24 protein-coding genes are annotated in these 26,975 nt (G+C 65.0%); 7 read left to right on the forward strand and 17 right to left on the reverse strand.

Translation table 11 applies throughout. The features are described 5' to 3' along the window. Positions 1-36: 36 nt before the first annotated feature. The 7 genes from AB4Z44_RS15645 to AB4Z44_RS15675 form a co-directional block, all read right to left on the reverse strand. The gene (locus tag AB4Z44_RS15645; protein ID WP_404710620.1) at positions 37-543 is read right to left on the reverse strand and encodes a nuclear transport factor 2 family protein; all 507 of its coding nucleotides are present in this window, start codon (positions 541-543) and stop codon (positions 37-39) included. Between the two features lie 161 nt (positions 544-704). After that, positions 705-2,183 (reverse strand): Si-specific NAD(P)(+) transhydrogenase, encoded by a 1,479-nt coding sequence (sthA, locus tag AB4Z44_RS15650; RefSeq protein WP_404710621.1) that lies wholly within the window; start codon positions 2,181-2,183, stop codon positions 705-707. Between the two features lie 210 nt (positions 2,184-2,393). Then, entirely contained in the window at positions 2,394-2,717 is a 324-nt protein-coding gene (locus AB4Z44_RS15655) for a UrcA family protein (RefSeq protein WP_404710622.1), read from the reverse strand. 268 nt (positions 2,718-2,985) lie between these two features. Then, positions 2,986-4,902 (reverse strand): CocE/NonD family hydrolase, encoded by a 1,917-nt coding sequence (locus tag AB4Z44_RS15660; RefSeq protein ID WP_404710623.1) that lies wholly within the window; start codon positions 4,900-4,902, stop codon positions 2,986-2,988. A 90-nt stretch (positions 4,903-4,992) separates the two neighbouring features. Beyond that, entirely contained in the window at positions 4,993-5,781 is a 789-nt protein-coding gene (locus AB4Z44_RS15665; RefSeq protein ID WP_404710624.1) for a metallophosphoesterase, read from the reverse strand. Next, positions 5,778-6,455, reverse strand: a complete 678-nt coding sequence (locus tag AB4Z44_RS15670) for a hypothetical protein (protein ID WP_404710625.1) — start codon at positions 6,453-6,455, stop codon at positions 5,778-5,780. The genes AB4Z44_RS15665 and AB4Z44_RS15670 overlap by 4 nt, the downstream gene beginning before the upstream one ends. A gap of 111 nt (positions 6,456-6,566) precedes the next feature. Beyond that, a complete protein-coding gene (locus tag AB4Z44_RS15675; RefSeq protein WP_404710626.1) occupies positions 6,567-7,559 on the reverse strand; it encodes an NAD(P)H-quinone oxidoreductase in 993 nt (330 codons plus the stop codon). A gap of 81 nt (positions 7,560-7,640) precedes the next feature. Between AB4Z44_RS15675 and AB4Z44_RS15680 the strand changes: the two genes are divergently transcribed. From AB4Z44_RS15680 to AB4Z44_RS15690, 3 genes are all read left to right on the forward strand, one after another. Further along, positions 7,641-7,838, forward strand: a complete 198-nt coding sequence (locus AB4Z44_RS15680; protein ID WP_404710627.1) for a DUF1192 domain-containing protein — start codon at positions 7,641-7,643, stop codon at positions 7,836-7,838. 119 nt (positions 7,839-7,957) lie between these two features. Next, a complete protein-coding gene (clpA, locus tag AB4Z44_RS15685) occupies positions 7,958-10,276 on the forward strand; it encodes an ATP-dependent Clp protease ATP-binding subunit ClpA (protein ID WP_404710628.1) in 2,319 nt (772 codons plus the stop codon). 142 nt (positions 10,277-10,418) lie between these two features. After that, complete coding sequence (locus AB4Z44_RS15690) at positions 10,419-10,589, forward strand: hypothetical protein (RefSeq protein WP_404710629.1); 171 nt, start codon at positions 10,419-10,421, stop codon at positions 10,587-10,589. A 7-nt stretch (positions 10,590-10,596) separates the two neighbouring features. Here the strand turns inward: AB4Z44_RS15690 and AB4Z44_RS15695 are convergent, their stop codons facing one another. The 3 genes from AB4Z44_RS15695 to AB4Z44_RS15705 form a co-directional block, all read right to left on the reverse strand. Beyond that, the gene (locus AB4Z44_RS15695) at positions 10,597-11,616 is read right to left on the reverse strand and encodes an aldo/keto reductase (RefSeq protein WP_404710630.1); all 1,020 of its coding nucleotides are present in this window, start codon (positions 11,614-11,616) and stop codon (positions 10,597-10,599) included. A gap of 75 nt (positions 11,617-11,691) precedes the next feature. After that, positions 11,692-12,207, reverse strand: a complete 516-nt coding sequence (locus tag AB4Z44_RS15700; RefSeq protein WP_404710631.1) for a hypothetical protein — start codon at positions 12,205-12,207, stop codon at positions 11,692-11,694. Between the two features lie 67 nt (positions 12,208-12,274). Continuing rightward, positions 12,275-14,071 (reverse strand): ABC transporter transmembrane domain-containing protein, encoded by a 1,797-nt coding sequence (locus AB4Z44_RS15705; RefSeq protein ID WP_404710632.1) that lies wholly within the window; start codon positions 14,069-14,071, stop codon positions 12,275-12,277. A 113-nt stretch (positions 14,072-14,184) separates the two neighbouring features. Between AB4Z44_RS15705 and AB4Z44_RS15710 the strand changes: the two genes are divergently transcribed. After that, positions 14,185-15,411 carry a polyhydroxyalkanoate depolymerase gene (locus tag AB4Z44_RS15710; RefSeq protein ID WP_404710633.1) on the forward strand — a complete coding sequence of 409 codons (1,227 nt, stop codon included), beginning with the start codon at positions 14,185-14,187 and terminating at the stop codon, positions 15,409-15,411. A 53-nt stretch (positions 15,412-15,464) separates the two neighbouring features. Here the strand turns inward: AB4Z44_RS15710 and AB4Z44_RS15715 are convergent, their stop codons facing one another. The 3 genes from AB4Z44_RS15715 to AB4Z44_RS15725 all read right to left on the reverse strand — a co-directional run bounded on the left by AB4Z44_RS15715 (position 15,465) and on the right by AB4Z44_RS15725 (position 18,721). Then, positions 15,465-17,258 (reverse strand): aminopeptidase P family protein, encoded by a 1,794-nt coding sequence (locus AB4Z44_RS15715; RefSeq protein ID WP_404710634.1) that lies wholly within the window; start codon positions 17,256-17,258, stop codon positions 15,465-15,467. Positions 17,259-17,453: 195 nt separating this feature from the next. Then, a complete protein-coding gene (locus AB4Z44_RS15720) occupies positions 17,454-17,927 on the reverse strand; it encodes a GAF domain-containing protein (RefSeq protein WP_404710635.1) in 474 nt (157 codons plus the stop codon). 50 nt (positions 17,928-17,977) lie between these two features. Next, a complete protein-coding gene (locus AB4Z44_RS15725) occupies positions 17,978-18,721 on the reverse strand; it encodes a MauE/DoxX family redox-associated membrane protein (RefSeq protein WP_404710636.1) in 744 nt (247 codons plus the stop codon). Between the two features lie 67 nt (positions 18,722-18,788). Here AB4Z44_RS15725 and AB4Z44_RS15730 point away from each other — a divergent pair, with 67 nt between their 5' ends. The 3 genes from AB4Z44_RS15730 to AB4Z44_RS15740 all read left to right on the forward strand — a co-directional run bounded on the left by AB4Z44_RS15730 (position 18,789) and on the right by AB4Z44_RS15740 (position 21,903). After that, positions 18,789-19,190: a MerR family DNA-binding protein gene (locus AB4Z44_RS15730; RefSeq protein ID WP_404710637.1), complete on the forward strand. Its 402-nt coding sequence runs from the start codon at positions 18,789-18,791 to the stop codon at positions 19,188-19,190. A 99-nt stretch (positions 19,191-19,289) separates the two neighbouring features. Beyond that, on the forward strand, positions 19,290-21,278 hold the full coding sequence (locus AB4Z44_RS15735) for a S9 family peptidase (RefSeq protein ID WP_404714247.1): 1,989 nt from the start codon (positions 19,290-19,292) through the stop codon (positions 21,276-21,278). Between the two features lies 1 nt (position 21,279). Continuing rightward, positions 21,280-21,903, forward strand: coding sequence for a LysE family translocator (locus tag AB4Z44_RS15740; protein WP_404710638.1), 624 nt, complete (start codon positions 21,280-21,282; stop codon positions 21,901-21,903). Positions 21,904-21,942: 39 nt separating this feature from the next. On the opposite strand, the gene AB4Z44_RS15745 is transcribed toward AB4Z44_RS15740, so the two are convergent. The 4 genes from AB4Z44_RS15745 to AB4Z44_RS15760 form a co-directional block, all read right to left on the reverse strand. Continuing rightward, positions 21,943-24,099 carry a TonB-dependent receptor gene (locus AB4Z44_RS15745; protein WP_404710639.1) on the reverse strand — a complete coding sequence of 719 codons (2,157 nt, stop codon included), beginning with the start codon at positions 24,097-24,099 and terminating at the stop codon, positions 21,943-21,945. Positions 24,100-24,201: 102 nt separating this feature from the next. Then, positions 24,202-25,725, reverse strand: coding sequence for an ABC transporter permease/substrate-binding protein (locus AB4Z44_RS15750; RefSeq protein WP_404710640.1), 1,524 nt, complete (start codon positions 25,723-25,725; stop codon positions 24,202-24,204). A gap of 151 nt (positions 25,726-25,876) precedes the next feature. Continuing rightward, positions 25,877-26,653: an ATP-binding cassette domain-containing protein gene (locus tag AB4Z44_RS15755; RefSeq protein ID WP_404710641.1), complete on the reverse strand. Its 777-nt coding sequence runs from the start codon at positions 26,651-26,653 to the stop codon at positions 25,877-25,879. Next, positions 26,643-26,936 carry a 4a-hydroxytetrahydrobiopterin dehydratase gene (locus tag AB4Z44_RS15760; RefSeq protein WP_404710642.1) on the reverse strand — a complete coding sequence of 98 codons (294 nt, stop codon included), beginning with the start codon at positions 26,934-26,936 and terminating at the stop codon, positions 26,643-26,645. Before AB4Z44_RS15760 ends, AB4Z44_RS15755 begins: the two co-directional genes overlap by 11 nt. Positions 26,937-26,975 lie beyond the last annotated feature (39 nt).

Below are 26,975 nucleotides of genomic sequence, written 5' to 3' on the forward strand. Positions count from 1 at the left end.
CGCGAGCAAGCCGGGGGTTCCGTTGCGGACCGGGCCTTACTTGCCCATCTTGTTGGGATCGAACTTGAGCATCGCTGGGTCCTTCAGTGCCGGGTCCCAATGTTCGGCGATCTTGCCCCCGACGATGCGATAGGTGTTGAACCAGGTCGTGAGATAGGGTTTGCCCTCGGCATCCTTCATCGGGCGCTGGCTCATCACCATGACGATATCATGCTCGGCGACGATGTTCAGGATCGGAAGCGTGACGGTCGGCGCGATCGGGCGGGCCGGCCGCGATCCACGCAGGAAGGCGGCGAGGGCGTCGCGGCCCGATCCGACATTGGGATTGTGCTGGATATATTCGGGGGTGAAAAATTGCTCGACCATATCGGCATGTCCGCCCTGCACGATCGCGCGGTACATATCGTAAACCAGCTTCTTGTTGGCGGCGAGCTTGGGATCGGGGCTTTGCAGTAGCGCCTGTTGTGCCTCGGCCGAGGTGACGACTTGGGATGTGGCGGGCCACACCAATAGAAACACCGCGATGAGATAGCAGAGCCGCATAGATCCTCTCCTTGTTTGCGCAGAGCAAAGCGGGGAAACGGCGGAGCGGCAAGAGCACAATTTCGTCATCCCAGCGAAGGCTGGGATCTCAGGAGTATATGAGCGCGCTCAACGCTCACGAGGCCCCAGCCTTCGCTGGGGTGACGGAATGAGAGAACGGTTTACCCGGCCTTGCGCAGCTCGACCACGGTCGACCAATCGCCCTCGATCGGCACTTCAGGCGCGGGTTCGCTGACCAGCCCAGCCGCCGGCATGCGGTTCCATGCGTCGAGCGCCGCGATCTTGTAGGCTTCGGCCAAGGTCGGGAAATTGAAGGTGTTCTGGACGAAGTAATCGACCGTGCCACCGAGATTGAGCACCGCCTGCCCGATATGGATCAGCTCGGTCGCGCCCTCGCCGACGATATGGACGCCGAGCAGGCGCTTGTCGCTCAGCGCGAAGATCATCTTCATCATGCCCGATTGCAGCCCCATGATGTGGCCGCGCGACGTTTCGCGGAAGCGGGCGATGCCGACTTCGTAGGGGATGCCCTTCGATTTCACCTCTTCCTCGGTCAGTCCGACGGTCGAGATTTCGGGCACCGCATAGATGCCGTAGGGGAAGAAGACCGGCGCCGGCGAGAGAGGCGCACCGAATGCGTGGCAGGCGGCGATGCGCCCCTGCTCCATCGAGGTCGATGCCAGAGCGGGGAAACCGATCACGTCGCCGGCGGCATAGATATGCGACATGTCTGTCTGGAAGGTCACCGGATTGACTGCGAGCCGGCCGCGGCTGTCCGCCTGGAGCCCGCACGTCTCCAGCCCCAGGCCGGCGGTCGCGCCGACCCGGCCGGCGGCGTAGAGCAGCATCTCGGTGCGGATGCGGCGCTGATCGTCGAGGGTGGCGACCGCCCAGCCCGACGCGTCCTTTTCGACCCTGTCGAGCTTGCAGCCGAGCCGGAAATTGACGCCGCGCTTCCGCAGATCATGGACGAACTCGTCGATGATCTCGCGATCGATGAATTCGAGGAAATTGGCCTTGGGCTCGATGATCGTCACCGGCACGTCGAGCGCCGAGAAGATCGTCGCATATTCGAGCCCGATCACGCCCGCACCGACCACGGTGAGGCTCTTAGGCACGCGCACTTCGGTAACGAGCGTATCGCTGTCGACGATCGTGTGGTCGTCGAACGGAATATGCGCCGGCCGATAGGGCTTGGTACCGACCGCGATCACGAACCGATCGGCGGTGAAGCGCGTGGGATCGCCGTCGGGCGCGGTCACCTCGATCGTATGCTGATCGATGAAGGCGGCCTGCCCTGCCATCGTCTGCACGCCGTTGCGCGCGAATTGGTGCTCCAGCACATCGCATTCGTAATCGAGCGTCTTCATCAGCCGCGCGCCGAGGTCCTTGCCCTCGATATCCTTCTTCACACGGTAGGCGAGGCCATAGAAACCGCGCTCCCGCCAGCCCGAGAGGTTGAGCACCGTTTCGCGCAACGTCTTCGACGGGATCGTGCCGGTGTGGACCGAGACCCCGCCGACCCTCAACCGGTTTTCGATCACCAGCACCGATCGGCCGAGCTTGGCGGCCTGGACGGCGGCGCGGCGTCCGGCGGGCCCGCTGCCGATTACGATCATGTCGTGATGCGTCGTCATCATCCCCCCGAAAACTTCGGCCGATTCTGCACGTGCGAACGCCGAAGTTTACCACATATTATAGGGGGGTCTGAAGCTGGTTGGTTGTGCGCCGCAAAAAGAATTTGGAGCGTATTTGGAGCCAAAAAGCACAGGCTCGCGGCATCGCTTAGATGCGTACACCGATCGAGCGCCGACGGGCCGGAACGGCCCATCGGCACTCCGCGTCGAGCCTCAGCGGCCCGTCCCGGCCGTCTCGCCCTGCGTGGCGAGCGCCTGTTGCACGTGGCGGCCCTCGAATGCTGCCGTGAGATAAGGATTGTCGATCCGCTGGACCACGTCGGTCATGCTCGTGCGCCAGCAGGCTGAATCGCGCACCGCCTGACGATACTGCGCCACGCTGAAGGACGAGGCACCACATGCCTCCATCGCCGCATCGCCGAGCCGGTTGAGCAGCACCTTGGCCTCGCGCGGCGAGCCCAGCGCCGGATCGACATGACGCACGCGGACCGCGGTCGGCTCTTCGTTGGCCGCCTGGACCGACGCGGCGAACATCATCAGCGCAAGCCCTGCGGCGGGAATCGCAAGCAGACGCGCGCGTGCATTAGGGGGGTAAGCATCACTCGTTCCTCTCGTCTTTTTTATCTGAGGCCTCGTCGGGCCGAGGCCGAATATAGGCCTGCGCCGTGACAATACCTAGACCGAGCCTGCAATTTCGCATCGCAACGAGGAACCGAATTGGCGTCGGAACCGCTCCACGAGACAGCGCGGATCCGGCTTATTGTGCGGTCGCGTACGGTGCCTCGATCGTCCCTTGTCGTCGGCTCTATTGCGTCGCATCCACCAGCGGCAACCACACCGCGCTCGGCGTCGCCGCCGCGTGCGACACCGTGATCGTCGCTTTCTTATAATCCCCGGGCTTGGCGAAGAAGATGTTGGAAACGAAGGTCTGGGGGTTGCGGTCGTAGAGGGGGAACCAGCTCGACTGGACCTGCACCATGATACGATGGCCCGGCAGGAAGACGTGGTTGGTCGTCGGCAGCGCGAATTTATATTCGACCACCTTGTTGGCCGGGATCGCGGCAGGATGCTCGAAGCTGGTACGATAGCGGCCACGGAAGATGTCCATCGCCACCGCGAGCTGATAGCCGCCAAGCTCCTTCTGCGAGGGCACCTCGTCCGGATAGACGTCGATCAGCTTGACGACCCAATCGCCGTCCGTACCGGTGGTCGCGGCGAACAGATCGGCGATCGCCGCTCCGCTGATCCGCAGCGGCTTGTCGAGCGGCGCGGTCTCGTAGACTAGAACGTCGGGCCGGCTGGCGGCATTGCGCTGATCGCTGACCAGCCACGGCTTCCACTGGTCGCCATTCTGCATGTCGACCGGCCGCGGCACGAACGGCACGGGCTTCATTGGATCCGCGACGTAGGAATCTCCGCCCGCACCCTTGGGCTTATCGAACGAAAGGGAGAAGTTGCCCGCCAGATAAAGCGGGGTCATCGGCTTGGCGCAGCCGGCCTGGCAGGCGAGCGGCCAGTCGGCGAAGCGGTCCCAATGATTCTCGCCAGTATTGTAGATGTAGACCCTGGGCGTGGCCGCGGGAGGGCCATCCTTCAGATATTGGTTGAAGAAGGGCAGCAGCACGTCGCGCCGGAAATCGGTGGCGGTGTCGCCATCCCATTTGAACGGCCCCAGATTGAAGCCGTCGTAATTGACCTGGCTGTGCCGCCACGGCCCCATCACGAGATAATTGTTGGCGAGATGCCCGGCGGCCTTCAGCGCTTCGAAGCTGTGGATCGCGCCCCACATATCCTCCTGATCCCACAGGCCCTGGATCCACATCGTCGGCACGTTGGACGGCTTGGCCGCGACCAGCTTGTCGAGCGCCTGGCCCTGCCAGAATGCGTCGTAGGCGGGATGCTCGGCAATGCGCCGCCACATGCCGAACTGGTCGATCCCGTGCGCCTTGGCGAAATCGCCGGCCGATCCGGCGCGCAGATAGGAGTCATATTGATCGGCGTTGGAGAGGATCAGGCTGCCACGCGCGCCCTTCGCCATTTCCTGCCCGACGAAATAGCCGAAGCCGGGATTGCGCCATGCGCCGTAATGGAACCAGTCGTCGCCCATCCAGCCATCGACCATCGGGCTCTGCGGCGCGGCCACCTTGAGCGCAGGGTGCGGATCGAGCAACGCCATCACCACCGTATGCCCCTCGTACGAGGAGCCGATCATGCCGACCTTGCCGTTCGATTCGGGTAGATTCTTCACCAGCCAATCGATCGTGTCCCAGGCGTCGGTGGTATTGTCGACCGTCTGCGGGTTGAGCGGCCCACGCGGCGGCAGGGTCATGACATAGCCGCCCTCGGAACCGTGCTGGCCGCGAATGTCCTGGAAGACCCGGATATAGCCCGCCTGCACGAACAGTTCGTCGCCTTGCGACAGGATCGCGAGCATCGATCCGCTCTTGGTGCGTTCGGCGCGGCCATCGGCGTCGTAGGGCGTGCGCGTCAGCAGGATGGGCGCGCCCTTCGCGCCCTTCGGAATGACGATGACGGTGTGGAGCTTGACCCCGTCGCGCATCGGGATCTCGACCTTGCGCTTGATATAATCGTAGCCGGCATCGGGCTCGACATATCGGACCGGACGATCGGTGCCGGACGGCGGGAACAATGGTTCGGGCGCGGCCGCGACGGCGCCGGTTGCGAGGAGGCTGGCAACAAGGAGGGCTAAGCGGCGCTTCATGGGGGCTCCGGGCTGGCTTGAGCCACCAGGATGCGAAGGCTTTGCCGGCGAAGTCAAATCGCGTCCGAGTTGGGATTCATCGCGCGACGCTCAGACAGACACCTGCAAAATCTCCACGGCATTGTCCTCGATCCGTGCTGCGCTCAGGATACCCGTCTCATAAGCGCCCGTGTCCAGCCCCAGCCGGTTGTCGAAAATCTCCGGATGGCGATCGATCCAGCTATGGCCATGGACGACCCTCTTCTCGAACATCCCGGTATGATCGAGGAAACCGGCACGAATCCACAGCAGATCTGCCGTGCGCTGGCGGCTCAGCGGCACGTTTGGCCGGATGCCGGCATGAACGAAGGCATAATCGCCGATCACGGCCATCGCCTGAAGGCTCTGAAGCAATTGCAGATGCGCGACAGGCATGCGGGCAAGCAGATCGTCGCGCGCCCGCTCCATGCAAGCCGGGTCGGACCGGTCTGCGGGGGGCAGCACCCCATAGGATCGTAACGTTGCCGCGCCGCCAAATTCAAGCCAGGCGCCGGCGCCCCGCGGGGCTGACAGGAAATCGAGCAGCGACTGCTCGTGATTGCCCAGCAGCGGGCGCAGATCGATGCGCGAGCTGCGCCGGATATGATCAAGCGCAGCCAGCACCTCGGCCGATTGCGGCCCGCGATCGATATAGTCGCCGCAGGTCACCAGGATGGGGCGGCGCGTACCCATACGCCCGGCAGCATCGTCGGCGATACGCGCCATCATCGCCCGGAAAAGATCGTAGCGGCCATGGATGTCGCCGATCGCATAGACGAGGTTGCCGTCCACCCGCGCCGCGGTCTTGTGCCGACGCGGCCCGTCACCGTGGTCGAGACTGGCGGCCGTCGCACCGTTCACAGGCCTACCTCCGCGCGGAGCTGCCGTGCCAGCATGTCGTAACCCCGGATCAGCGCGCGCGGATCGTCATCGGAAAGCCGGCGCAGCTGTCGCCAGTCGCTTCGCACCGCCGCCATCGTGGCATAGCGCACGCCCGCATCTTCGGCATCGGCATACGCATCGCGCAAGGCGAGATCGGCCGCCCGCACCTGATCACGCAGGCACCATGCCTCGCTCCCGCGACAGCCCTTGGTGGGTTTGTGCTCGCCCCGGGCGAACGCGCGATCACTGTGGCTCCGGCGATGCGCAGCAACAGCGGCAAAGCGGGTTACCGGCCTCGCCGCGGGTTCGATTTTCGCGCGGGCGACGCTCGCCGGCGCCCCCACCGGGGAAGCTGGAAAACGCACGTCCACAGGTACGGGGCGTTCGGCGGCCGGCGCGACCTTCGCGGGTAACGGCGCCGCGACCGGATCGGACAAGCGCTCGGCGAACACCCCCGCGCAGGCCAGCAGCACTGCGGTTACGGCGATCGCCCAACGGCGAGAATGACGGATCGATGGGCGCAGCGGCCCGCGTGGAGCCATGGGCGTGGCAGGAATGCGGACCAGGATCGCGTCCATGTCCCCTTGCACGGCGCCCAGCCCGCTCGGCAGCGAAAGGGAGATCGGATCGACCGATTGTACTGAAGCTACCATTTACCATCCGCACGGGAACAAGCCCGCCACAGCAATCATGCTACGGCGTCTTGGTTCCGTCGGATGCGATATGCGGTGATCAAATTGCTGCGAACCTGTGGAGTGCGCGACTCACGCCACCGTCAGCACGACCTTCCCGACATGCTCGCCCGAATCAAGCCGCGCATGCGCCCCGGCCGCCTCGGCGAGCGGGAAAGTGGCGTCGATCACTGGCTTGAGCCGGCCGGCCGACAGCAACGGCCAAACCGCGCGGGACAGGGTGTCGCGCAACTCGGTCTTGAACGCGACGGAGCGGGCGCGAAGGGTCGAGCCGGTCAGCGTCAGGCGCTTCATCATCACCAGGTGGATCGGAACCTCGGCCTTGGTGCCACGCTGGACCGCGATCGAAAGGTGGCGGCCTTCCTCGGCAAGGCAGGCGAGGTTGCGCGCGATATAATCGCCGCCGACCATATCGAGCACGATGTTGACGCCTTCGGGTGCGATCGCCTTGACCGCCTCGACGAAGTCGGTCGTCTTGTAGTCGATCGCGTGATCGGCGCCGATTTCCAGCGCGCGGGCACATTTGGCGGCGCTGCCGGCGGTGACGATCACGGTGAGGCCGAACAGTTTGCCGAGCATGATCGCGACCGTACCGATCCCGCTGGTTCCGCCATGGACCAGCACCGTCTCACCCACGCTCGCGCGGCCGCGCTCGAACAGGTTCGACCAGACGGTGAAGAGCGTTTCGGGCAAGGCCGCAGCCTCGACCATCGACAGGGCCGGCGGCACCGCAAGGCATTGGCCCGATGGCGCCACGCAATATTCGGCATAGCCCCCGCCGGCCACCAGGGCCATCACGGCCCGGCCCATCAGACGGGAATCGGCGCCTTCTCCCAACGCCACGACCTCGCCCGCCACCTCCAGGCCCGGGATCGAGGGTGCGCCCGGCGGGGGTGGGTAGCGGCCTTGGCGCTGCATCACATCGGGCCGGTTCACCCCGGCCGCCGCGACGCGAATCAGCAATTCGCCCCGACCCGGCACGGGCACCGGCCGCTCGACCGGCACCAGCACCTCAGGTCCGCCCGGCGTGGCAGGGTCGATCGCGATCATCGTCTCGGGGAGCATAAGGGGAGCCTTGCGTAATGAACCAAGCGGTTTGTCGCGGGCTTTATTGACAGCCGGGCTGCGAGGGTCAACGATCGGTCCATGGATCTGGACGACCTGCTCCCGAAAGCGCCCGGCGACCCGCTGGTGCTTCTGATGAAGCAGGATATCGATCGCCTGTCGGTCGATGAGCTGAATGCCCGCATCGCCACGCTGGAGGCGGAAATCGCCCGCGCCAGGGCCAGGATCCAGTTCGCGACCAACCACCGCACCACTGCCGAGAGCCTCTTCAAACGGTGAACGCCGCGGCCGCCTCCAACCCCGCCGAACGGCAGGTGCTTGATACGCGGCTTATCCGTTCCGACATTGGTGACAGCAAGGTGGCTTGTGCGCCGCTTTTGCGAGGAGTGTTTTAGACCATGCCTTCCTTCGCCCGAGAGCTCGAACAGACTCTTCACAATGCGTTGAGCGCAGCCTCATCGCGCCACCACGAATATGCGACGCTCGAGCATCTGCTGCTCGCGCTGGTCGATGACGAACATGCCAACAAGGTGATGCAGGCATGCGGCGTCGATCTGGGCGAGCTCAAGGATGCGGTGACGACCTATCTCGATAACGAGCTCGATGCGCTCAAGACCGAGAGCGGCAACGATCCGTCGCCCACCAGCGGCTTCCAGCGCGTCGTCCAGCGCGCGATCCTTCACGTCCAGTCCTCGGGCCGCGAGGAGGTGACCGGCGCCAACGTGCTGGTCGCGCTCTTCTCGGAGCGCGAGAGCTATGCCGTCTATTTCCTGCAGCAGCAGGATATGAGCCGCTTGGATGCGGTGAGCTTTATCAGCCATGGGGTCGGCAAGGCCGGCCAGCCAACGGAGGCACGTGAGGTGAAGGGCTCGGACGAAGACAAGCAGCAGAAGTCCGAGGGTGGCAAGAAAGGCGAGAGCGCGCTCAAGCAATTCTGCGTCAACCTGAACGAGAAGGCCAAGGACGGCCGCGTCGACCCGCTGATCGGCCGTGGCCCCGAAGTCGATCGTACCGTACAGATCCTGTGCCGCCGCTCCAAGAACAACCCGCTCTATGTGGGCGATCCCGGCGTGGGCAAGACCGCCATCGCCGAAGGCCTCGCGCGCAAGATCATCGAGGGCGATGTGCCCGAGGTGCTGCTGCCCGCGGTGATCTATTCGCTCGACATGGGCTCCTTGCTTGCCGGCACGCGCTATCGCGGCGACTTCGAGGAGCGACTGAAGCAGGTCGTCAACGAGCTCGAGAAGCTGCCGCACGCGGTTCTGTTCATCGACGAGATCCACACCGTGATCGGCGCCGGCGCCACCAGCGGCGGGGCGATGGATGCGTCCAACCTGCTGAAGCCGGCTCTTTCGGGCGGCACGATCCGTTGCATCGGTTCGACCACCTACAAGGAGTTCCGCAATCACTTCGAGAAGGACCGGGCCCTGCTCCGGCGCTTCCAGAAGATCGACGTCAACGAGCCGACGATCGAGGACACGATCAAGATCATCACCGGGCTGCGCTCGGCGTTCGAGCAGCATCACAGCGTCAAATATACGCCCGATGCGATCAAGTCCGCGGTCGAGCTGTCGGCGCGCTACATCAACGACCGTAAATTGCCCGACAAGGCGATCGACGTGATCGACGAGGTCGGCGCGATGCAGATGCTGGTGCCGATCCAGAAGCGGAAGAAGACGATCACCACCAAGGAGATCGAGGCCGTTATCGCCACGATGGCGCGCATCCCGCCCAAGTCGGTCTCGACCGACGATACCAAGGCGCTCGCCACCCTCAACACCGATCTCAAGCGGGTCGTGTTCGGGCAGGATGCGGCGATCGAGATATTGTCGTCGGCGATCAAGCTCAGCCGGGCCGGCCTGCGCGATCCCGACAAGCCGATCGGCAACTATCTCTTCTCCGGCCCCACCGGCGTCGGCAAGACCGAGGTGGCGCGCCAGCTGGCGGCGATCATGGGCATCCCGCTCCAGCGGTTCGACATGTCCGAATATATGGAGCGCCATTCGGTCAGCCGGCTGATCGGCGCGCCCCCGGGCTATGTCGGCTACGATCAGGGCGGCCTGCTCACCGATGCGGTCGATCAGCAGCCGCATTGCGTGCTTCTGCTCGACGAGATCGAGAAGGCGCATCCGGATCTGTTCAACATCCTGTTGCAGGTGATGGACAACGGCAAGCTGACCGACCACCACGGCAAGACGGTCGATTTCCGCAACGTGATCCTGATCATGACCACCAATGCCGGCGCGTCCGATATGGCGCGCGAAAGCCTGGGCTTCGGCAACCTCACCCGCGAGGGCGAGGACGAGGAAGCGGTCAAGAAGATGTTCACGCCGGAATTCCGCAACCGCCTCGATGCGATCGTGCCGTTCGGTTATTTGCCGACCCCGGTGATCGCGCGCGTCGTCGAGAAGTTCATCCTCCAGCTCGAACTGCAGCTCGCCGATCGCGAGGTGCATATCAGCCTGGATGACGATGCGAAGGCGTGGCTGACCGAGAAGGGCTATGACAAGCTCTATGGCGCACGGCCGATGGGCCGCCTGATCCAGGAGAAGGTCAAGCAGCCGCTCGCCGAGGAACTGCTGTTCGGCAAACTGGTCCACGGCGGCGAGGTCAAGGTCCACCTCAAGGACGGCGCGCTCGCATTCGAGGTCACGCCGGCCCCGCCCAAGGCCAAGAAGGGCAAGGGCGGTCGGGCCAAGGCGATCGCGAAAGCGTAAGCCAACCCAGCTTCCCCTCCTCTGAGAGTGGGGGAAGCTGGGCGCTCTCTGAACATCGGCAGCCTGCGGGTTATAACGCCTGTATGAAAGCGGCCCTCAAACTCCTTTTGCTCAAGCTCGTGAACTGGCCAAGTAGCAACCTATGTCGGACTGGGTCTGGATCGCGAGGGCGGTCGCGATGGAGACCCATCGCGAGCAGTTGATCGAACATGGCGGTGGGCAAGTCGTCGCATTTCTTGCGCAAGCGTCAGGCGAGCTAGCCGAGGATGAACTGGCGGATGGGTTCCGCACGCGCATAGTCGAACTCCGCTGAACCAAGATCAGCCCGGCACCGCCGCGGATTGCTCGATCAGACCCTGCTCCTTCAACTCCTGCCAGAAACCAGCCGGGATCCTGGCCTGCATCGCGTTGTAATTCTGCACGGCCTGCTCGGCGCTGCCCGCACCGACGACGAGAGCGACCGCGACATCGGGCGCGGCCGAAAATTGCAGCGCAGCCGTGCGCAGATCGACCCCATGGGCATCGGCAACATCTCTTAGCTTCTTGCGCTTCGCGATGAAGGCCGGCGGGATCCGGTAATTCTCCTGCCCGTAATTGTAACGCGCGCTGCCGGAGATGAAGCCGGCGTTGAGCGCCGATCCGATCACCAGTGATACATTCTTCTCGTGCACCTTCGGAAACAGGTCGTTGACCGCGTAAGCATGGTCGATCAGCGAATATTGCGAGGCGCACAGGCACACGTCCGGATCGGCGACCTCGATCGCGCGCAAAATCGGCTGCGGGCAGTTCACGCCGATGCCCCACGCCTTGATGATCCCCTCCTCGCGCATCCGCGACAGAGCAGGGAAGGCACCGCGTTCGGCGATGCGGAATTGCTCCTCCCACGAGGTCGGGAAATAGGCGAAATCGGGCGACAGATCGTGGACGAAGGCGATGTCGAGACTGTCCACGCCCAGCCGCTGGAGGCTGTCCTCGATCGAGCGCCGCACGCCGTCGGCGGTGTAATCGAAGATGACGTCGTTCGGCGAATCCGAGAGCGGAAAAATCTCGGCATGCCGGTTGTTTTTCGAGGCCCTGAACAGCTTGCCGACCTTCGACGAGAGCAGATAGTCCTCGCGCCGCTGATTGTGCAGAAAATGGCCGAAGCGCCGCTCCGACAGCCCGAAGCCGTACCACGGCGCGACATCGAAATAGCGGACGCCGACGTTCCATGCCGCTGCCAGCGTCGCCTCGGCGTCCCGATCGAGAATCTTGTTGAATTCGTTCCCCAAGGGCACGCCGCCGAGGCCGAAGCGGAACTCCGGCTTGAATAGTTGCCGGGCGCGGTTTTCCTGCGGCATCCTGTCACCTCTCGCTGCGGGTTGGCTTGTCGGGGAGGCCAACGCGGCGGTCGAAGGTTGGATGCCGCGTCTAACTCACCGAAGCTTGCAATTCTTTGCGAGCGCCACACCGCGCAGGAAGCCACGTCGGGCGTAGCCGCCATCCATCGCGGCGTTGAGCCGCCGTTCGGCGGGCGCCGCGCCCGATACTTCGCGCACCAGCCCGCGGAACGGGATGAGCGAATTGACGACGGTCTTGCCGCCTTCCGCGGCGAGTTGGCTGGCGCGATCCTCGTTATGCGCGGTGCCCGTGCCGAAATCGGGCCCGAGCACCGCGTTGAGTGCGCGCAGGCCGGCCTGGATCTGGGCACAATTGGCCGCCCCGGCCGGGCTATACGGTGCCGCGATCGCGCTCTGCAGGACAGGCGGGATCACGGTCTTCTTGGCGTTGATATCGCGGAGCGGCTGAACGGCGATGCTGCCCGCCGTATGCTCGGTCTTCTGGAGCCGGCTCTGTTGCTCGCCCGAACCGTTGTCTTGGGCCCAAGCCGATGGCGCAACCAGAGCGGAGATTGCGAAGCCCGTCCAGAAAGCGCCCATTCGCAGGTTCATCGTGCAAACTCCCGTAGCCGTAACGATCAGTCAGCCTGCCCTACGCCGATCGGGGCTTGGGGTTCCGTCAGGCCGCCTGGCTTTCGAACTGGAGCCGGGCCAGCCGCGCATAGAGGCCGTTGGCGGCGAGCAATTGATCGTGGCGGCCCTGCTCGACGATGCGGCCCTGATCCATCACGATGATGCGGTCGGCCGCACGCACGGTGGCAAGGCGATGGGCGATGACGATCGTGGTACGGTCCTGCATCAGCCGCTCGAGCGCGTTCTGGACCAGCCGCTCGCTCTCGGCATCGAGCGCGGAGGTCGCCTCGTCGAGCAGCAGCAGGGGCGCGTCGCGCAGGATCGCACGCGCGATGGCCATGCGCTGCCGCTGCCCGCCCGACAGGCGCGCCCCGCCTTCGCCCATGAACGTGTCCAGTCCGTCGGGCAGCGCCTGCAGGAAGCCCGCGGCATTGGCTGCCTCGGCCGCCGCCCACAGAGCCGCATCGTCGGCCTCCCAGCGGCCGTAGCGCAGATTGTCGCGCGCCGACGCGCCGAAGATCACCGTCTCCTGCGGCACCACCGCGATCCGCGCGCGGATCGCGTGCGGATCGGCCTGGGTCAGTGCGATACCGTCCATCCGGACAGTGCCACCATTGGGATCGTAGAAACGCTGGGCGAGCTGGAACAGGGTCGATTTGCCCGCGCCCGATGGCCCCACCACCGCCACCCGCTCACCAGGCTCGATCGTCAGGGTGAAGTCGTTGAGCGCGGCCACCTCCGGACGGGTCGGATAGCGGAATTCGACGTGATCGAAGGCCAGGCTACCACGCGGGGGCACCGGCAGGGTCTGCGGCTTGGGCGGCGCTGCGATCTCGGGTTTCTCACGTAGCAATTCGCCGAGACGGCTGGCCGCGCCGGCTCCCCGCAACAGATCACCATAGACTTCGGCCAGCGCGCCGAATGCGCCCGCGACGAAGCCCCCGGTCAGCACGAAGGCGGCGATCGATCCGCCGCTGATCCGGCCCTGGGCGACATCGGTCGCGCCCTCCCACAGGACGAGGGTGATCGAACCGAAGATAAGGCCGATGACGATCGCGGTCATGCAGGCGCGCACGGTGATGCGCCGCCGCGCGACCCCGAATGCCGCCTCGACCGCGCCCCCGAAGCGATCGGCCTCGCGCTTCTCCTGATTGAAGGCCTGAACGATCTTCATCGCGCCCAACGTCTCGGACACCATCGCGCCGATGTCGGCGATCTTGTCCTGCGAGCTGCGCGAAAAATTGCGCACCCGGCCGCCCAGTAACCGGATCGGCACGATGATCACCGGGATCGCCAGCAACAGCGATCCCGCCAGCTTGGGTGACAAAGCGAAGAGATAGATGATCCCGCCGATGCCGGTGAAGACGTTGCGCAGCGCGATCGACACGGTCGATCCCACCACCTGCTCGACGATTGCCGTGTCGGACGTGAGTTGCGAGGCGATTTCCGAGGGGCGATTTTCCTCGAAGAAGCGGGGGGCGAGCGTGAGAAGGTTGCCGTGCACCTTGCGGCGCAGATCCGCCACGACACGTTCGCCGAGCCACGAGACGAAGTAGAAACGACATGCGGTCGCCAGCGCGAGCACGACCACGATCATCAGCAGGTAGCGGAAGCTGCTGCCCACGCTGGCGGCCGATCCGCCGCCAGCGATGAAGCCGCGATCGATAACGCGCTTGAATCCATAGGGAATTGCGAGCGTCGCCGAGGAGGCCACGATCAGGGCCAGGATAGCGCCGGCAATATGCGCGGGATAGCGCGCCGCCATCCCCCAGATAAGGCGGAGTTCGCCGAGCTTCTTTCGATCGGCGGGATCGACGGGTGGTTTGACGGGACGGCTGGCCATGACGTGGCCCTAGCAGCCGCGCCGGCTTCGCTCAATCGAACGCCGCAGGGTCGTTTGTTGCATTGCGGCGCCGGAAGGGCCATCTAGGCCCGGCGGAGCGGAGGCATTCTTTAGTGTTGTACGAAGCCTATGAGATGCAGCGGAGTCTGCTGGCGGGCGCGAGCGCCTGGGCCAACCTCGGCTCCGAATGGATGAGCAGCCCGGCCAATCCGTTCGCCCAAACCGGCTTCGGCAATATGATGGCATCGGGGCTCGACGTGTTCGCACATGCGTCAGCCCTGCATGGTAAACCGAGCTTCGATCTGCCCTTCACCACGATCGACGGCAAGAAGGTTGCGGTCGAAGAGGTGATCGAGGCGCACAAGCCGTTCGGCCAACTCATCCACTTCACCAGGCCGGATGCGCCTGCCGGCCAGCCGCGCCTGCTGATCGTGGCACCGATGTCGGGCCACTATGCCACCTTGCTGCGCGGCACGGTCAAACGGCTTCTCCCCAGCCACGATATCTGGATCACCGATTGGGCCGACGTGCGGCTGGTGCCGCTGGCGGCCGGCAGGTTCGATCTTGACGATTATATCGACTATCTGATCGGCTTCCTCGAGCATATCGGCCCCGGTGCGCATGTGCTGGCGGTATGCCAGCCGGCGGTGCCGGCTTTTGCCGCCGCCTGCATCATGTCGACCGACAAAAACCCCGCGCGCCCGCGCACGCTCACGATGATGGGCGGTCCGGTCGACACGCGCGAGGCGCCGACCGCGGTCAACACCACTGCGACCCAGCGGCCTTACAGCTGGTTCGAGCATAACGTGATCGCGACCGTGCCCTTCTATCATCCCGGAGCAGGACGACGGGTCTATCCGGGCTTCCTCCAGCTCACCGGCTTCATGGCGATGAACTGGGGCAATCATCTGGTCAGCCATTGGCAGATGTTCCGCCATCTGGTCGAAGGCGATCAGGAAAGCGCCGAGGCGACCAAGGCGTTCTACAACGAATATCGCTCGGTCTGCGATATGACCGCCGAATTCTATCTGCAGACGATCGATGTCGTCTTCCAGCGCCATCTGCTGCCCAAGGGCGAGATGAAGCATCGCGGGCGTCCGGTCGATCCGGCAACGATCACCGATATCGCCATCCTCGCGATCGAGGGCGAACGCGACGACATTTCGGGCATCGGCCAGACCAGGGCAGCGCTCAAGATCACGCCCAACCTGCCCGATACGCTCAAGCACTATTATATGGCCAAATCGGTCGGCCATTACGGCATCTTCAACGGCCGCCGCTGGCGCGAGCAGGTTGCGCCGGTGCTGGAAAGCTGGATCGCGCAGCACGACGCGACCTGATGTTCTTCGTCGCTCCGGCCTCGAGCAGGGTGACGATCGAAATTCTTCTTCCCCTAAAGCGGCGCGGTCTCAGCCCTGAGCCACTCTGCCGCCTCGCCTTCCAGCAGCGGCCCGATGATATCGGCCACATCGGCATGATACGAATCGAGCCAGACGCGCTCATCGGCCGATAGCAGGGACGGATCGATCAGCCGCCGGTCGATCGGCGCGAAGGTCAGTGTCTCGAACCCCAGCACCGGCTTCTCCGCCCCCGCCACCTCGCGCCGCTCGACCAGCACGAGATTCTCGATGCGGATGCCGTACTCGCCGGCTTTGTAATAACCCGGCTCGTTCGAAAGGATCATACCCGCCCTGAGCGGCTCGTCGCCGCCCGCCTGGGCCGAGCCAGCGGGCGAGATGCGCTGGGGCCCTTCGTGCACCGACAGGAAGCTGCCGACACCGTGGCCGGTGCCATGCGCGTAATCGAGCCCCGCCCGCCACAAAGGCGCGCGCGCGAACGAATTGAGCTGCGATCCGCGCGTGCCCGCCGGGAAGAGCGCGGTGGCGATCGCGATATGGCCCTTCAGCACGCGCGTGAAGCGGTCCTTCATCTCCGCAGTCGGGGTCCCGACGATCACGGTGCGGGTCACGTCGGTGGTGCCGTCCTGATACTGACCACCCGAATCGACCAGATAGATGCTGTCGATCGCGAGCGGCAGATCGCTCGATTCATCGACGCGATAATGCGGAAGCGCGGCATGCGGCCCGGCGGCCGAGATCGTATCGAAGCTCAAATCCTTGAGCTGGTGGGTCGCGTCGCGAAACTCTTTCAATTTGGCGGCGGCCGACAATTCGGTGAGGTGGCCTTTGGGCGCTTCGATCGAGAGCCAGTGGAGAAAACGGCACAGGGCCGCACCGTCGCGCGCCTGCGCCGCGCGGTGGCCGCCAATCTCGGCCTCGTTCTTGATCGCCTTGGGCAGAACGGCCGGATCGCGCAGTTCGAGCACCGTGGCCCCTGCGCCCTCGAGCGCGCCGAAAATCGCGGCAACCGCCCGTTCGGGATCGGCCGCGACACGCTTGCCGCCCAGACCCGCCAGATGACCGGCAAATGCCTCGCGCGGGTGGAGACGGACCGCATTGCCGAGATGCTGGCGCACCTCGTCCGATACCTTCTCGGGCGCGGTAAAGAGATCGGCGGTGCCGTCGGCATTCACGATCGCATAAGCGAGCGCGACGGGAGTACGGTCCACATCGGCGCCACGCACGTTGAACGTCCAGGCGATCGAATCGAGCGCGGACAGGACGGCGGCATCGGCCTTCTTCTCGGCCAGCCAATCGGCCATCTCCGCGCGCTTCTGCGCCGACGAGCGCCCGGCAAGCGCGTCGGGCTGGACGATCAGGCGCGCGGCCGACGGCAAGGGCTTGTCGGGCCAGACCGCATCGATCGGGTTGGTATCGACCGCGACGAGGGTCGCGCCCTTCTCCTTGAGCGCCCTCGACGCAGCCTGCACCCACTGCTTGGTGTGGAGCCAGGGATCGTAGCCGATGCGCGCGCCGTCAGGCGCGGTCGCGGCGAGCCATTCGGCAACGCTGGTCTGCGGCACCGATTGGTAGCTCCACTGGTCGGGCGAGACCTGCTCGCGCACCTGGATCGTGTAGCGCCCGTCGACGAAGATCGCCGCTTCGGACGGCAGCACCGCCGCGGTGCCGGCCGAACCCTGGAAACCGGTCAGCCACGCCAGTCGCTGGGCGTAGGCCCCGACATATTCGGACATGTGCTCGTCGGTCAGAGGCACGACGAAACCGTCGAGGCGACGGCGGGCAAGCTCCTCGCGCAAGGCGGCGAGACGGTCGGCGTAAGTGGACATGGGTCAGCCTTTCGGCGAACGGGAAAGGGAGTGACGATGGCGCGACAGCTGCACGGGGATCGTCGGCATGGATCGAACGCTGGCAGAAGCCATGCCGATTGGGAAGCCCCGCCGAGCCCGCGCCCGGATGCGGTGTCGAGGGGGCTCCGCTCTACATGACGCTACGCGGGCGCGATCCGTAATGGTATCCGAAGCTCAATTACTTGCAGTAGATAGGATCGCCGCAACCCGCTTCGCCATCCTTTCGAGTGCACCGACCGTAGCCGGCGAGCTCAGTGCACGCGGATGCGGATCGATCGCGCATAACGTGCCGTAGAAGCTGCCGTCGTCGAGGAAGAGCGGGATCGAGACATAGCTTTCGAAGCCGTACAGAGCCGGCGTGTGATGCGTCCGCCAATTGGGATCACCCGCGACGTAATCGATCACGATCGTCTGTCCAGCCTGACGGATTTCATCGCAGATCGTGGTCTTGAGCTCGAGTTCATCGCCGGGATTGAGCCCGAATTCGATCTTGTCGAGCACCTGGGCGGCAATCCAGCGCGTATCCGTCACCCGCGCGACCGCGGCGAAACCCATCTGGGTGATCCGGCACACGTCTTCGAGGATGGCGCGAATGCCGTCGCTGTCGCCCTCTGCCGCGATATTCGCCGCGAATTGGTCTTTCGACATGAGGCGGTTATGCGGCAGCGATCATCAGGCGGCAACAAGCCGATCGGCGATCAATGGGCGACCATCCATAATCCCATCGCGACCATCGCCAGATTTTCGGTGAGCGAGACGAAGCCGAGCGGCACGTTGGTGCTGCCGCCGACGCAGGCGCATTTGAGCGAGCGCTTGTCGATATAGACGGCCTTGATCACCGAGATCGCGCCGATCGTTCCGATCGCCAGCGCGATCCCGATCGCGAGCCAGTGGAGCAGGCCGGCGATCATCAGCAGGCCGGCCGCGGCCTCCGCAAACGGATAGATATACGCATAGGGCACGAAGCGGCGCGCGAGCAGATCGTAATTCAGGAACATGGTCGAGAAGCGTTCGACATCCTGCAGCTTGAGCATCGCAAGCAGGCACATGGCGAAGGTGATGGCCCAGACGAGCGCCTGCCCCGTCAGCATCGTGCCATGGGCCGCAAGACTCGCGGCCAGCGCCATGAGGCCGGCGATCACGAACACGACGAGGACGGGCCGATAGCTGGTCGTCGTCGCGTCCGGCACCGGCTTGCCGAGGAAGCGGCGCAGATCGGTGTATCCGCCGATACGCTTGCCTTCGATAAAGATCTGCGGCGTCGTCGCGACGCCCTGATCGGCCTTGAACGCATCGGTCTCGGCGCGCGTCGTGAGCGGATGATCGTCGATCGCATAACCGCTGCGGCGAAGCAGGCTGCGCGCCTTCAGCCCCGATGGGCACAGGTGATCTGGCAACACCATCCGATATAAGATGGCGGTCTTTTCGGGTGCGGGCGACATCGGCATATCCTTGTGGCGGAGCAGTCGCCACCCATATGGATTCCGTACCATGGTACGGAGTCAAGACATGGCGCTGACGATTGCGAAGCTGGCGGCGGAGGGCGGCGTCGGGGTGGAGACGATCCGCTACTATCAGCGGCGCGGCCTGATCGATTTGCCCGAACGGCCGCGGACCGGGCTCACCGGCGGCGTGCGCCATTACGGTGCGGGGGACGTGCGCCGGTTGCGCTTCATCCGATCGGCGCAGACGGCGGGCTTCACGCTCGACGAGATCAGGGAATTGCTCGCGCTCGATGCGAGCGAGGATCGGGCGCGCGCCCGCAATCTGGCGGCCGGGCGCATTGCGGCGCTCGACCAGCAGATCGCCGAACTCCGGCAAGCGCGCGCTGCGCTCGCCCGGCTGGCGGACGATTGCGCACACGAACGAGGCGGCCCCTGCCCGATCCTCGCGGCGTTCGAGCCCGATTGAACGCTTGCGGCTGCCCGTCCGCATCCCCACAGATGCCGGCATGACGCTTCCGCCCCCCCCAAAGCCGCCACCCGTCCGCATCAATCCAGCCACCATGGCATCACGATCGACGATCCGTGGGCGTGGCTGAAGGACCCGGCCTACCCCAACGTCAGCGACGAGGATGTGCTGGGCTACCTGCGCGAGGAGAATGCCTATTTCGAAGCGGCGATGGCGCCGCACGAGACGTTGATCGATGCGATCTTCGAAGAGATGAAGGGCCGCCTCAAGCAGGACGATGCTTCGGTCCCGCAGAAGGAAGGCGATTACCTCTATTGGTGGGCCTATGAGACCGGCGGCCAATATCCGCGCTGGTGGCGCCGCCCGGTCGCAGGCGGCGAGGATCAGTTGATCCTCGACGAGCCCAAGGAAGCCGAGGGCAAGGAGTATTTCCGGCTCGGCGCGCTGACCGTCAGCCCCAACGGGCGGCTACTCGCCTGGGCGGCGGACGAAAGTGGGGCCGAGCGCTTCACCTTGCGCATCCGCGATCTCGCCACCGGCGCGGATGTCGAAACGGTCAGCACGGTCATCAACGGCGGCGTGGCGTGGAGCGCCGGATCGGACGCGTTGCTCTACACCGAGGTCAACGACAATTGGCGCAGCTACCGTGCCTTGCTCCACCGGCTCGGCACGGAGCCGGCCACCGATAGCCAGCTTTACGAGGAGGCCGACGAAGGCTTCCGCGTCGCGGTCGGCGCAACGCATGATCGCGCGTGGCTGATCGTCGCCACCGGCGACAACCAGACGAGCGAGATCAGGATCATTCCTGCCGCCGATCCCTCGGCTCCGCCGGTGCTGGTGAGCGAACGTCAGGTGAAGCGTCAATATTCGGTCGAATTGGCGCATGGATCGCTCTGGATCCTCACCAACGACACACATGTGAACTTCCGCATCGCCCGGGCCGATCCGGCCACGCCCGGCGTGTGGGAGGACGTCGTCGCGGGGTCGGACCGAACCTACCTCACCGGCATCGTCGCCTTCGACCGGCACCTGATGATCGCCGCCCGCGTCGATGGTCTCGACCAGATCATCCTGCGCAGCTGGGACGGGACCGAGCGGCAGGTCGCCTTTCCCGAAGCGAGCTACAGCGCCGGCGCGTCGCACAATCCCGAATTCGCCCCGGCCGCCTATCGCCTGACCTATTCGTCGATGGTGACCCCGCTCACCGTCTATGATTGCGATCCCGACAGCCTCGCACTGACCCCGCTCAAGGTGCAGGAAATCCCGTCGGGCTACGATCCGTCGAAATACGCGACCGAGCGGCTGACCGTCGCCACGCGCGACGGCGCGCAGATGCCGGTGTCGGTGGTCTATCCGAAGGGCTTCCCGCGCGACGGATCGGGCAAGCTCTTCCTCTATGCCTATGGCGCCTATGGCCATGCCATCCCGCCGAGCTTCTCGACCGGCCGGCTGAGCCTGCTCGATCGCGGCTGGGCCTATGCGATCGCGCATATCCGCGGCGGCGACGATCTCGGCTACGACTGGTATCTGCAGGGCAAGACTGAGGCGCGTTGGAACACGTTCCACGATTTCAGCGATGCCGCCAAAGGGCTGATCGCGGCGGGCTTCTGTAGCGCCGGCGGGATCGCGATCAACGGCGGATCAGCAGGCGGCGAACTGATGGGCGTGGTCGCCAACACCGATCCCGAACTGTGGGGCGCGGTGGTGGCCGACGTGCCCTTCGTCGACGTGCTCAACACGATGCTCGACGCCGATTTGCCGCTGACCCCGGGAGAATGGCCCGAATGGGGCAATCCGATCACCGACAAGGCGGCATTCGAGCTGATCCGCTCCTACAGCCCCTACGACAATGTCGCAGCCAAGGCCTATCCGCCGATGCTGATCACCGGCGGCCTCAACGATCCACGCGTCACCTACTGGGAACCCGCCAAATGGGCGGCACGATTGCGGGCGACCAAGACCGACGACAATCTGCTGCTGCTGAAGATCAACATGGGTGCGGGGCATGGCGGCAAATCGGGCCGGTTCGCGGCGCTGCATGAACGCGCCGAGGCCTTTGCGTTCGTGTTGACGCAGATGGGATCATGAGATGGGCGCGCTTTCGACCCTGCTATTGATTGCCGGCGTCTACTGGATCGCGGTCGTAAGCCCTGGCCCGAACTTCCTGCTGGTGAGCCAGCTGGCTTTGTCGGGGCGCGGGCGGCTGGGTCTTTTCGCGGGCGCGGGCATTGCGGCCGGATCGACCATCTGGGCGGCGCTGGCGATGGCCGGCGTCGCGGCGTTGCTCGAGCATGTCGCCTGGATCCACACCGCGATCCGGCTGGCGGGCGCGGCTTACCTGATCTGGTTCGGCATCCGCCTGCTATTGAGCGCGCGGGCGGCGGGAGATACGCCGAAACGGCTGATCAGCGTGCCCACGACGGGCCTTGGTGCCTTCCGCTCGGGCCTGCTCACCAACCTCACCAACCCGAAGGCCGGCGCCTTTTGGACGAGCGTGTTCAGCTCGATCTTCCCGGCCCACGCACCGGCCTGGCTGTTCGTCGCCACCGGGATCATGGTGCCGTGCATCTCGGGCGGCTGGTATGTGATGCTGAGCCTGCTGTTCGGATCGGACCAGGTCCAGCGCCGCTATCTGGCGCTACGCCGCCCGATCGACGCTGCCTGCGGGGCAATCCTGCTGGGGCTGGGCGCGACCTTGGCGGCAAGCAGGTAGCGTAGTCCTCTCCCGCTTTCATGGGAGAGGGTTGGTGGCTCAGATATCCTTGGTCACGCCGACGAAGAAGCCGCGCCGCGGCCCATATTGCGGCGCCCCCACGCCGATCCCGGAGCCATCGCGGATCTCATATTTATGGTCGGTCGCGTTGGTGACGTCGAAACGCACCTCGATCCCCGGCTTCGCGAATTTGTGGCTTACCGACAGGTTGAGCTGGGCGTAGGCCGGCAGCTTGCCGCCATTGGGCACGGCGCCGTCGGTACGCAGCCCGGAACCGTAGATCAGATCCGCGCCGAGCTTGGTCCCGGCCAGCGCACCGTCCTTGAAAGCATAGGAGGCACCGGCCGAGGCAGTGTAGGTCTGGTCGTGATCCAGATAGATATAATGGTTCTGGATATAAGCGAGATCGGCCGGATCGAAGGCGAACTGGCTGGAGATGATATCCTTGCCCTGCGCCTTGGCCGCCGCGAAGTTTGCATAAGCGAGCCAAGGCCCGCGCTGATAGGTCAGGTTCGCCTCGATGCCCTTGATCGTGCCGAGCCGGTAATTGAACGGCGTCAGCACGATGGGCGCGCCGAACTGGCCCTCGTCGATCAGATTGTGCGAGCGGCGATAATAACCGTCGAGCGAGACCGATATGCCGCTGCCGAGCTTCTGCTGGATGCCGACATCATAATAATTCTGCCGCTCGGCCAAGGGCGTGGTGTTGGTGAGCGATGCCGCGGCGGCACTGGTGCCGACCAGCCGCGCGACGCTGGTCGAAGCGACCAGCTCGAACGGCGGCGGCGAGAAGTAGCGCGCATAGCCGATATGGATCGTCGTACCGCTGGCCGGCTGCCAGACGAGGTTGGCGCGCGGGCTGAACTGATGTTCGCGGCGATACGCATCGTAGAGATCGAAGCGCCCGCCGAAATTGAAGGTCAGCCGCGGCAGCAGTTTCCATTCGTCCTGCAGATAGGCCGAATAGGTCCACTCGGTCGCCCCGCCGGAATCGAGCAGGGTGATTGGCTCGCCGATCTGCTCGCCGTTGCCGTCGACGTTGAAGACGTGGGTTTCCGTGCGGCTGGTGCTGCGATCGCGCGAGACGACCACGCCGGCGCGCAAGGTATGCGCGGTGCCCACATGATAAGCCGCCTCGATCTGCGTGCCGACGGCGAAATCATGCTTCACCGCTGCCTGCGCCTGGCCGTTGAACATCAATTCGCCGGTGACGTCGGGCAGATAATCGAGCGACGAATAGCGCGCGAACAAACTCGCCTGCAGTGTCAGCGTGCCGTCATGATGGAGGAAGGATAGCTGGCCGAAGGCGGTGCGCTCATGCTGGCGCTCGTCGAGATCGTCCGAAAGAAAGTCGGTCTGGCCGCCGACCGAATAGCCCAGATCGGGATGCTGGCCGGAGGGGTTGGGAATCTCGAACCGCTGGTCCGAATAGCCACCCAGCGCCGAGATGCGATTGTCGTCGTCGATGATGTGATCGACATAGACGAATGCCTGCCCCTGGTTGGTCGTGTCGTGGATCGGGTTGGAGCGTCCGTCGACGCTTTCGATGCCGAGCGTGTTGCGCCGGAAATTGCCGCTGACGAAATAGTTGGTCGATCCGGTCGATCCGCCATAGTTGATGCTGGGCTCGATCCAGCCATGGCTGCCGCCATAAAGCGAGATCTGACCGCCATTGGCGAAGCCGGATTTGGTCGAGATGTCGATGATGCCGGCAGTGCGCAGGCCATATTGCGCGGGCAGCGCCCCTGTCAGCAGATTGAAATTGTCGATCAGGCGCGGGCTCAAGGTTTGGCCGAAGACGGCAATCCCTTCGGGCAGGATCGTGCCGTTGATGCGATATTGCAGACCATTATGATCGTCGCGGACATGGAACTGGCCGAACCCATCCTGCACCACACCGGGCAATTGCAGCACGATCTGGTTGAGCTGCTGGTTGTCGCCGCCCGGCAGTGCCTGGATCGTCGCATTGTCGATCCCATAGGAGGTCGCGCCGAGGCTCGGCTGGATGGAGGCGCGCGCTTCATTCAAGCGCCGCGCACGCACGACGATGTCACCCGGCTGATCGCTTGTGGCAGCCGGTGCGGCGGTGGTCTGCGTGACCGCGGGCGACGCGGGCGTGTCGGTCGATTGCGCCAGCGCACCACTCGAAAGCGCGGACAGGCTCGCCGCCCCCAGCACCGCAATTCTTGAACGCATCGAAATTCCCGAATGTTATGATGTAACATTCTCTCGTGCGGCGGGGAAGCTGAACGACGCGTGAAGCGGAAAGGAAAAAATGCTGCATTGCGGTAAAGCGTTTTAGCGAGGCGTTCGCCCAGCGATCCTGCCGGCCAGCCATCGTGCGGCCATGTCGGGCGTGGATTTGCCGCTATCGCGATCGACCATGTAATTGGCGGTGCGCATATCCTCGACCGGCACCGCACCGAGCAGGGGACGCAGCGCCGCGAGAAAGCGCTCGTCATGTGCATGCGCCGGCGACACCAGCAGCAGAGCGTCATAATGCGGCACCGCCTGCTTGGGATCGGCCAGCACGACGAGGTGATTGGCGGCGATACGCCCATCGGACGAGAAAGCCGAAATCACGTCCGCCTGCCCGGACGAGAGCGCGCGGTACATGAAGGTCGGGCTATAGGCGCGTGTCGCCCTGAAATTGAGGCCATACGCATCGCGTATGCCCGCCCATAGAGGCCGCTCGAGAAACTCCAGATCGGCACCGAGCGTGAGCCCGGGCGCTTTGGCGGTGAGATCGGCGATCGAGGCGAGGCCGCTGTCGGGTCGAACCGCGAGCGCATAGGCATTCTCGAAGCCGAGCGAGCCGGCCACTGCGGTCTTCGGCCCGGCCGCCATCCATTGTGCGATGCCGCGTGCCATCGTCGCGCGATCGGCCAGGTCGTGCCGTCCCATCGGGCCGGTCCAGATCGTCCCCGAATAATCGACATAGACATCGATATTGCCGCCGGCGAGCGCGCTGAAGGCGACGGTCGATCCCAGCCCCTCGCGATAGGCGACATGATAGCCGGCCTGCTCCAGCCGCGCCCCGATCAGCCGCGCGAGGATATATTGCTCGGAGAAATTCTTGGCACCGACCGTAACCGTGCGGGTCGAGGTCTGGAGCAAGGGGAGAAGCGCGAGCAGCAACCCGACTGCCAATAACGCCAGCGCGCCGATCGCACGCCTGGGGCGGCGGGCGGCGATCGAATGCTCGACCATTCCCAGCAGGGCGTCGGTCACGATCGCCAGACCGGCGGCGCCGACGCATCCGGACAGCACGAGCGACCAGCTTTCGGTCTGCAGGCCGGCGAAGATCGGATTGCCGAGGCTGGGATAGCCGACCGTGGTGGCGAGTGTCGCCGCGCCGATCGTCCATACCGCGGCGGTGCGGATACCCGCCATCGCGACGGGCGCTGCAAGCGGGGCTTCGACCAGACGCAACTTCTGGGCCGCGGTCATGCCGACGCCGTCGGCGGCCTGCAGGACCGCGGGGTCGATGCCCTTGAGCCCGGCGACGACGTTCCGCAGGATCGGCAGCAACGCATAAAGCGCCAGCGCGAGCAGGGCCGGCAGGAAGCCGAGCGACGGAATTGCACCGCCGACCAGGCTCGAGAGCGCGAGCAGGAGCGGGTAGAAGAGGGCGAGCAGGGCAAGCCCGGGGATCGTCTGGACGAGACCGGCAAAGCCGAGCGCGAAGGCGGCGAGCGTGGGCCGCCGCGAGGCAACCACTCCGAGAGGAATCCCCACCACAAGAGCCAAAGCGAGCGCAGCCGCAGCGAGCAGGACGTGGCTGGCGATCAGCGGCGGAAGTTGGGCGAAGGCGTCGATCACCGGGCTCCCCTCCGTGAAGGTAGGGCACCCGCGCGCGCCATCCACCCGTAACCCTGAACTCGTTTCAGGGTCCACCGGGCGTGCCGCATTGTCCGTGCAAGTGGCCTGGTGGATGCTGAAACAAGTTCAGCATGGCGGAAGGGGCAAGCTCTCACCCGCCCAACTCCGCGAGCCGCGCCGCTTGCGCCCGCGGTACCGCCATCATCGCATCAGCCTCGGTGCCGACCTTGCCTGCCAGCATCTCGCGCGGGGTCGCGTCGCCGACGATCCGCCCGCGCGCCAGCACGATGACGCGGTCGGCGAGCAGCAACGCTTCGGCCATGTCGTGCGTGACCAATATCGTCGTCAGCCCCAGTTCGTCGTGAAGCCGGCGGCAGGTATGCCCCAGTTGATCGCGCGTTACCGGGTCGAGCGCGCCGAAGGGCTCGTCCATCAGGAGATAGCTGGCTTGCCCCGCCAGCGCGCGGGCAATGCCGACGCGCTGCTGCTGCCCACCCGAAAGCTGCGCCGGCAGCCGTCCGGCAAAGTCCGCGGGCAACCCGACCCGTTCGAGCGCGGCACCGATATCGACCGGTTCCGCACCCGCGATCCGCCGGGGGATCGCGATATTCTCCGCGATGGTCATGTGCGGAAATAGCCCGACATTCTGGAAAACATAGCCGATCGAACGGCGCAGCTTGATCACGTCCTCCTGCTGCACATCGCAGCCATCGAGCCGCACGCAGCCCTGATCGGGCTGATCGAGCCGGTTGATCATCCGCATCAGCGTCGATTTGCCCGATCCCGAGGTGCCAACCAACGCCACGAAGGTGCCGGCGTCGATCGACATCGACAGGGCATCGACCGCCGAGACGCCGTCATAGCGCTTCGTCACCTGCTCGAAGACGATGGCAGGCCCGCGATCGCGGACGGGCGGTCTAGTCGACAAAGGAATCGATCGCTTGCGCCAGCATGATGTCGCGTGCCGAGAGTCCGCCGCAATCGTGGGTCGTCAGCAATATGTCGACGCGGTTGTACACGTTCGACCATTCGGGATGGTGATCGACGCGATCGGCGACGATGGCGACCCGCGTCATGAAACCGAACGCCTCGGCGAAATCGGTGAAAACGAAGCGGCGCGTGATCGCATCGCGCGCCTCGTCATAATCCCAATCGGCAAGATCATCGAGCGCATCGGCCCGCTCCGCCTCGCTCAGGCCCGTGATCGGCATTACCACCCACCTCATAGCTGGCGCGTCCGGCGCCGGCGC

The organism is Sphingomonas sp. MMS24-J13 (assembly GCF_044905095.1).
Lineage (GTDB): Bacteria > Pseudomonadota > Alphaproteobacteria > Sphingomonadales > Sphingomonadaceae > Sphingomonas_I.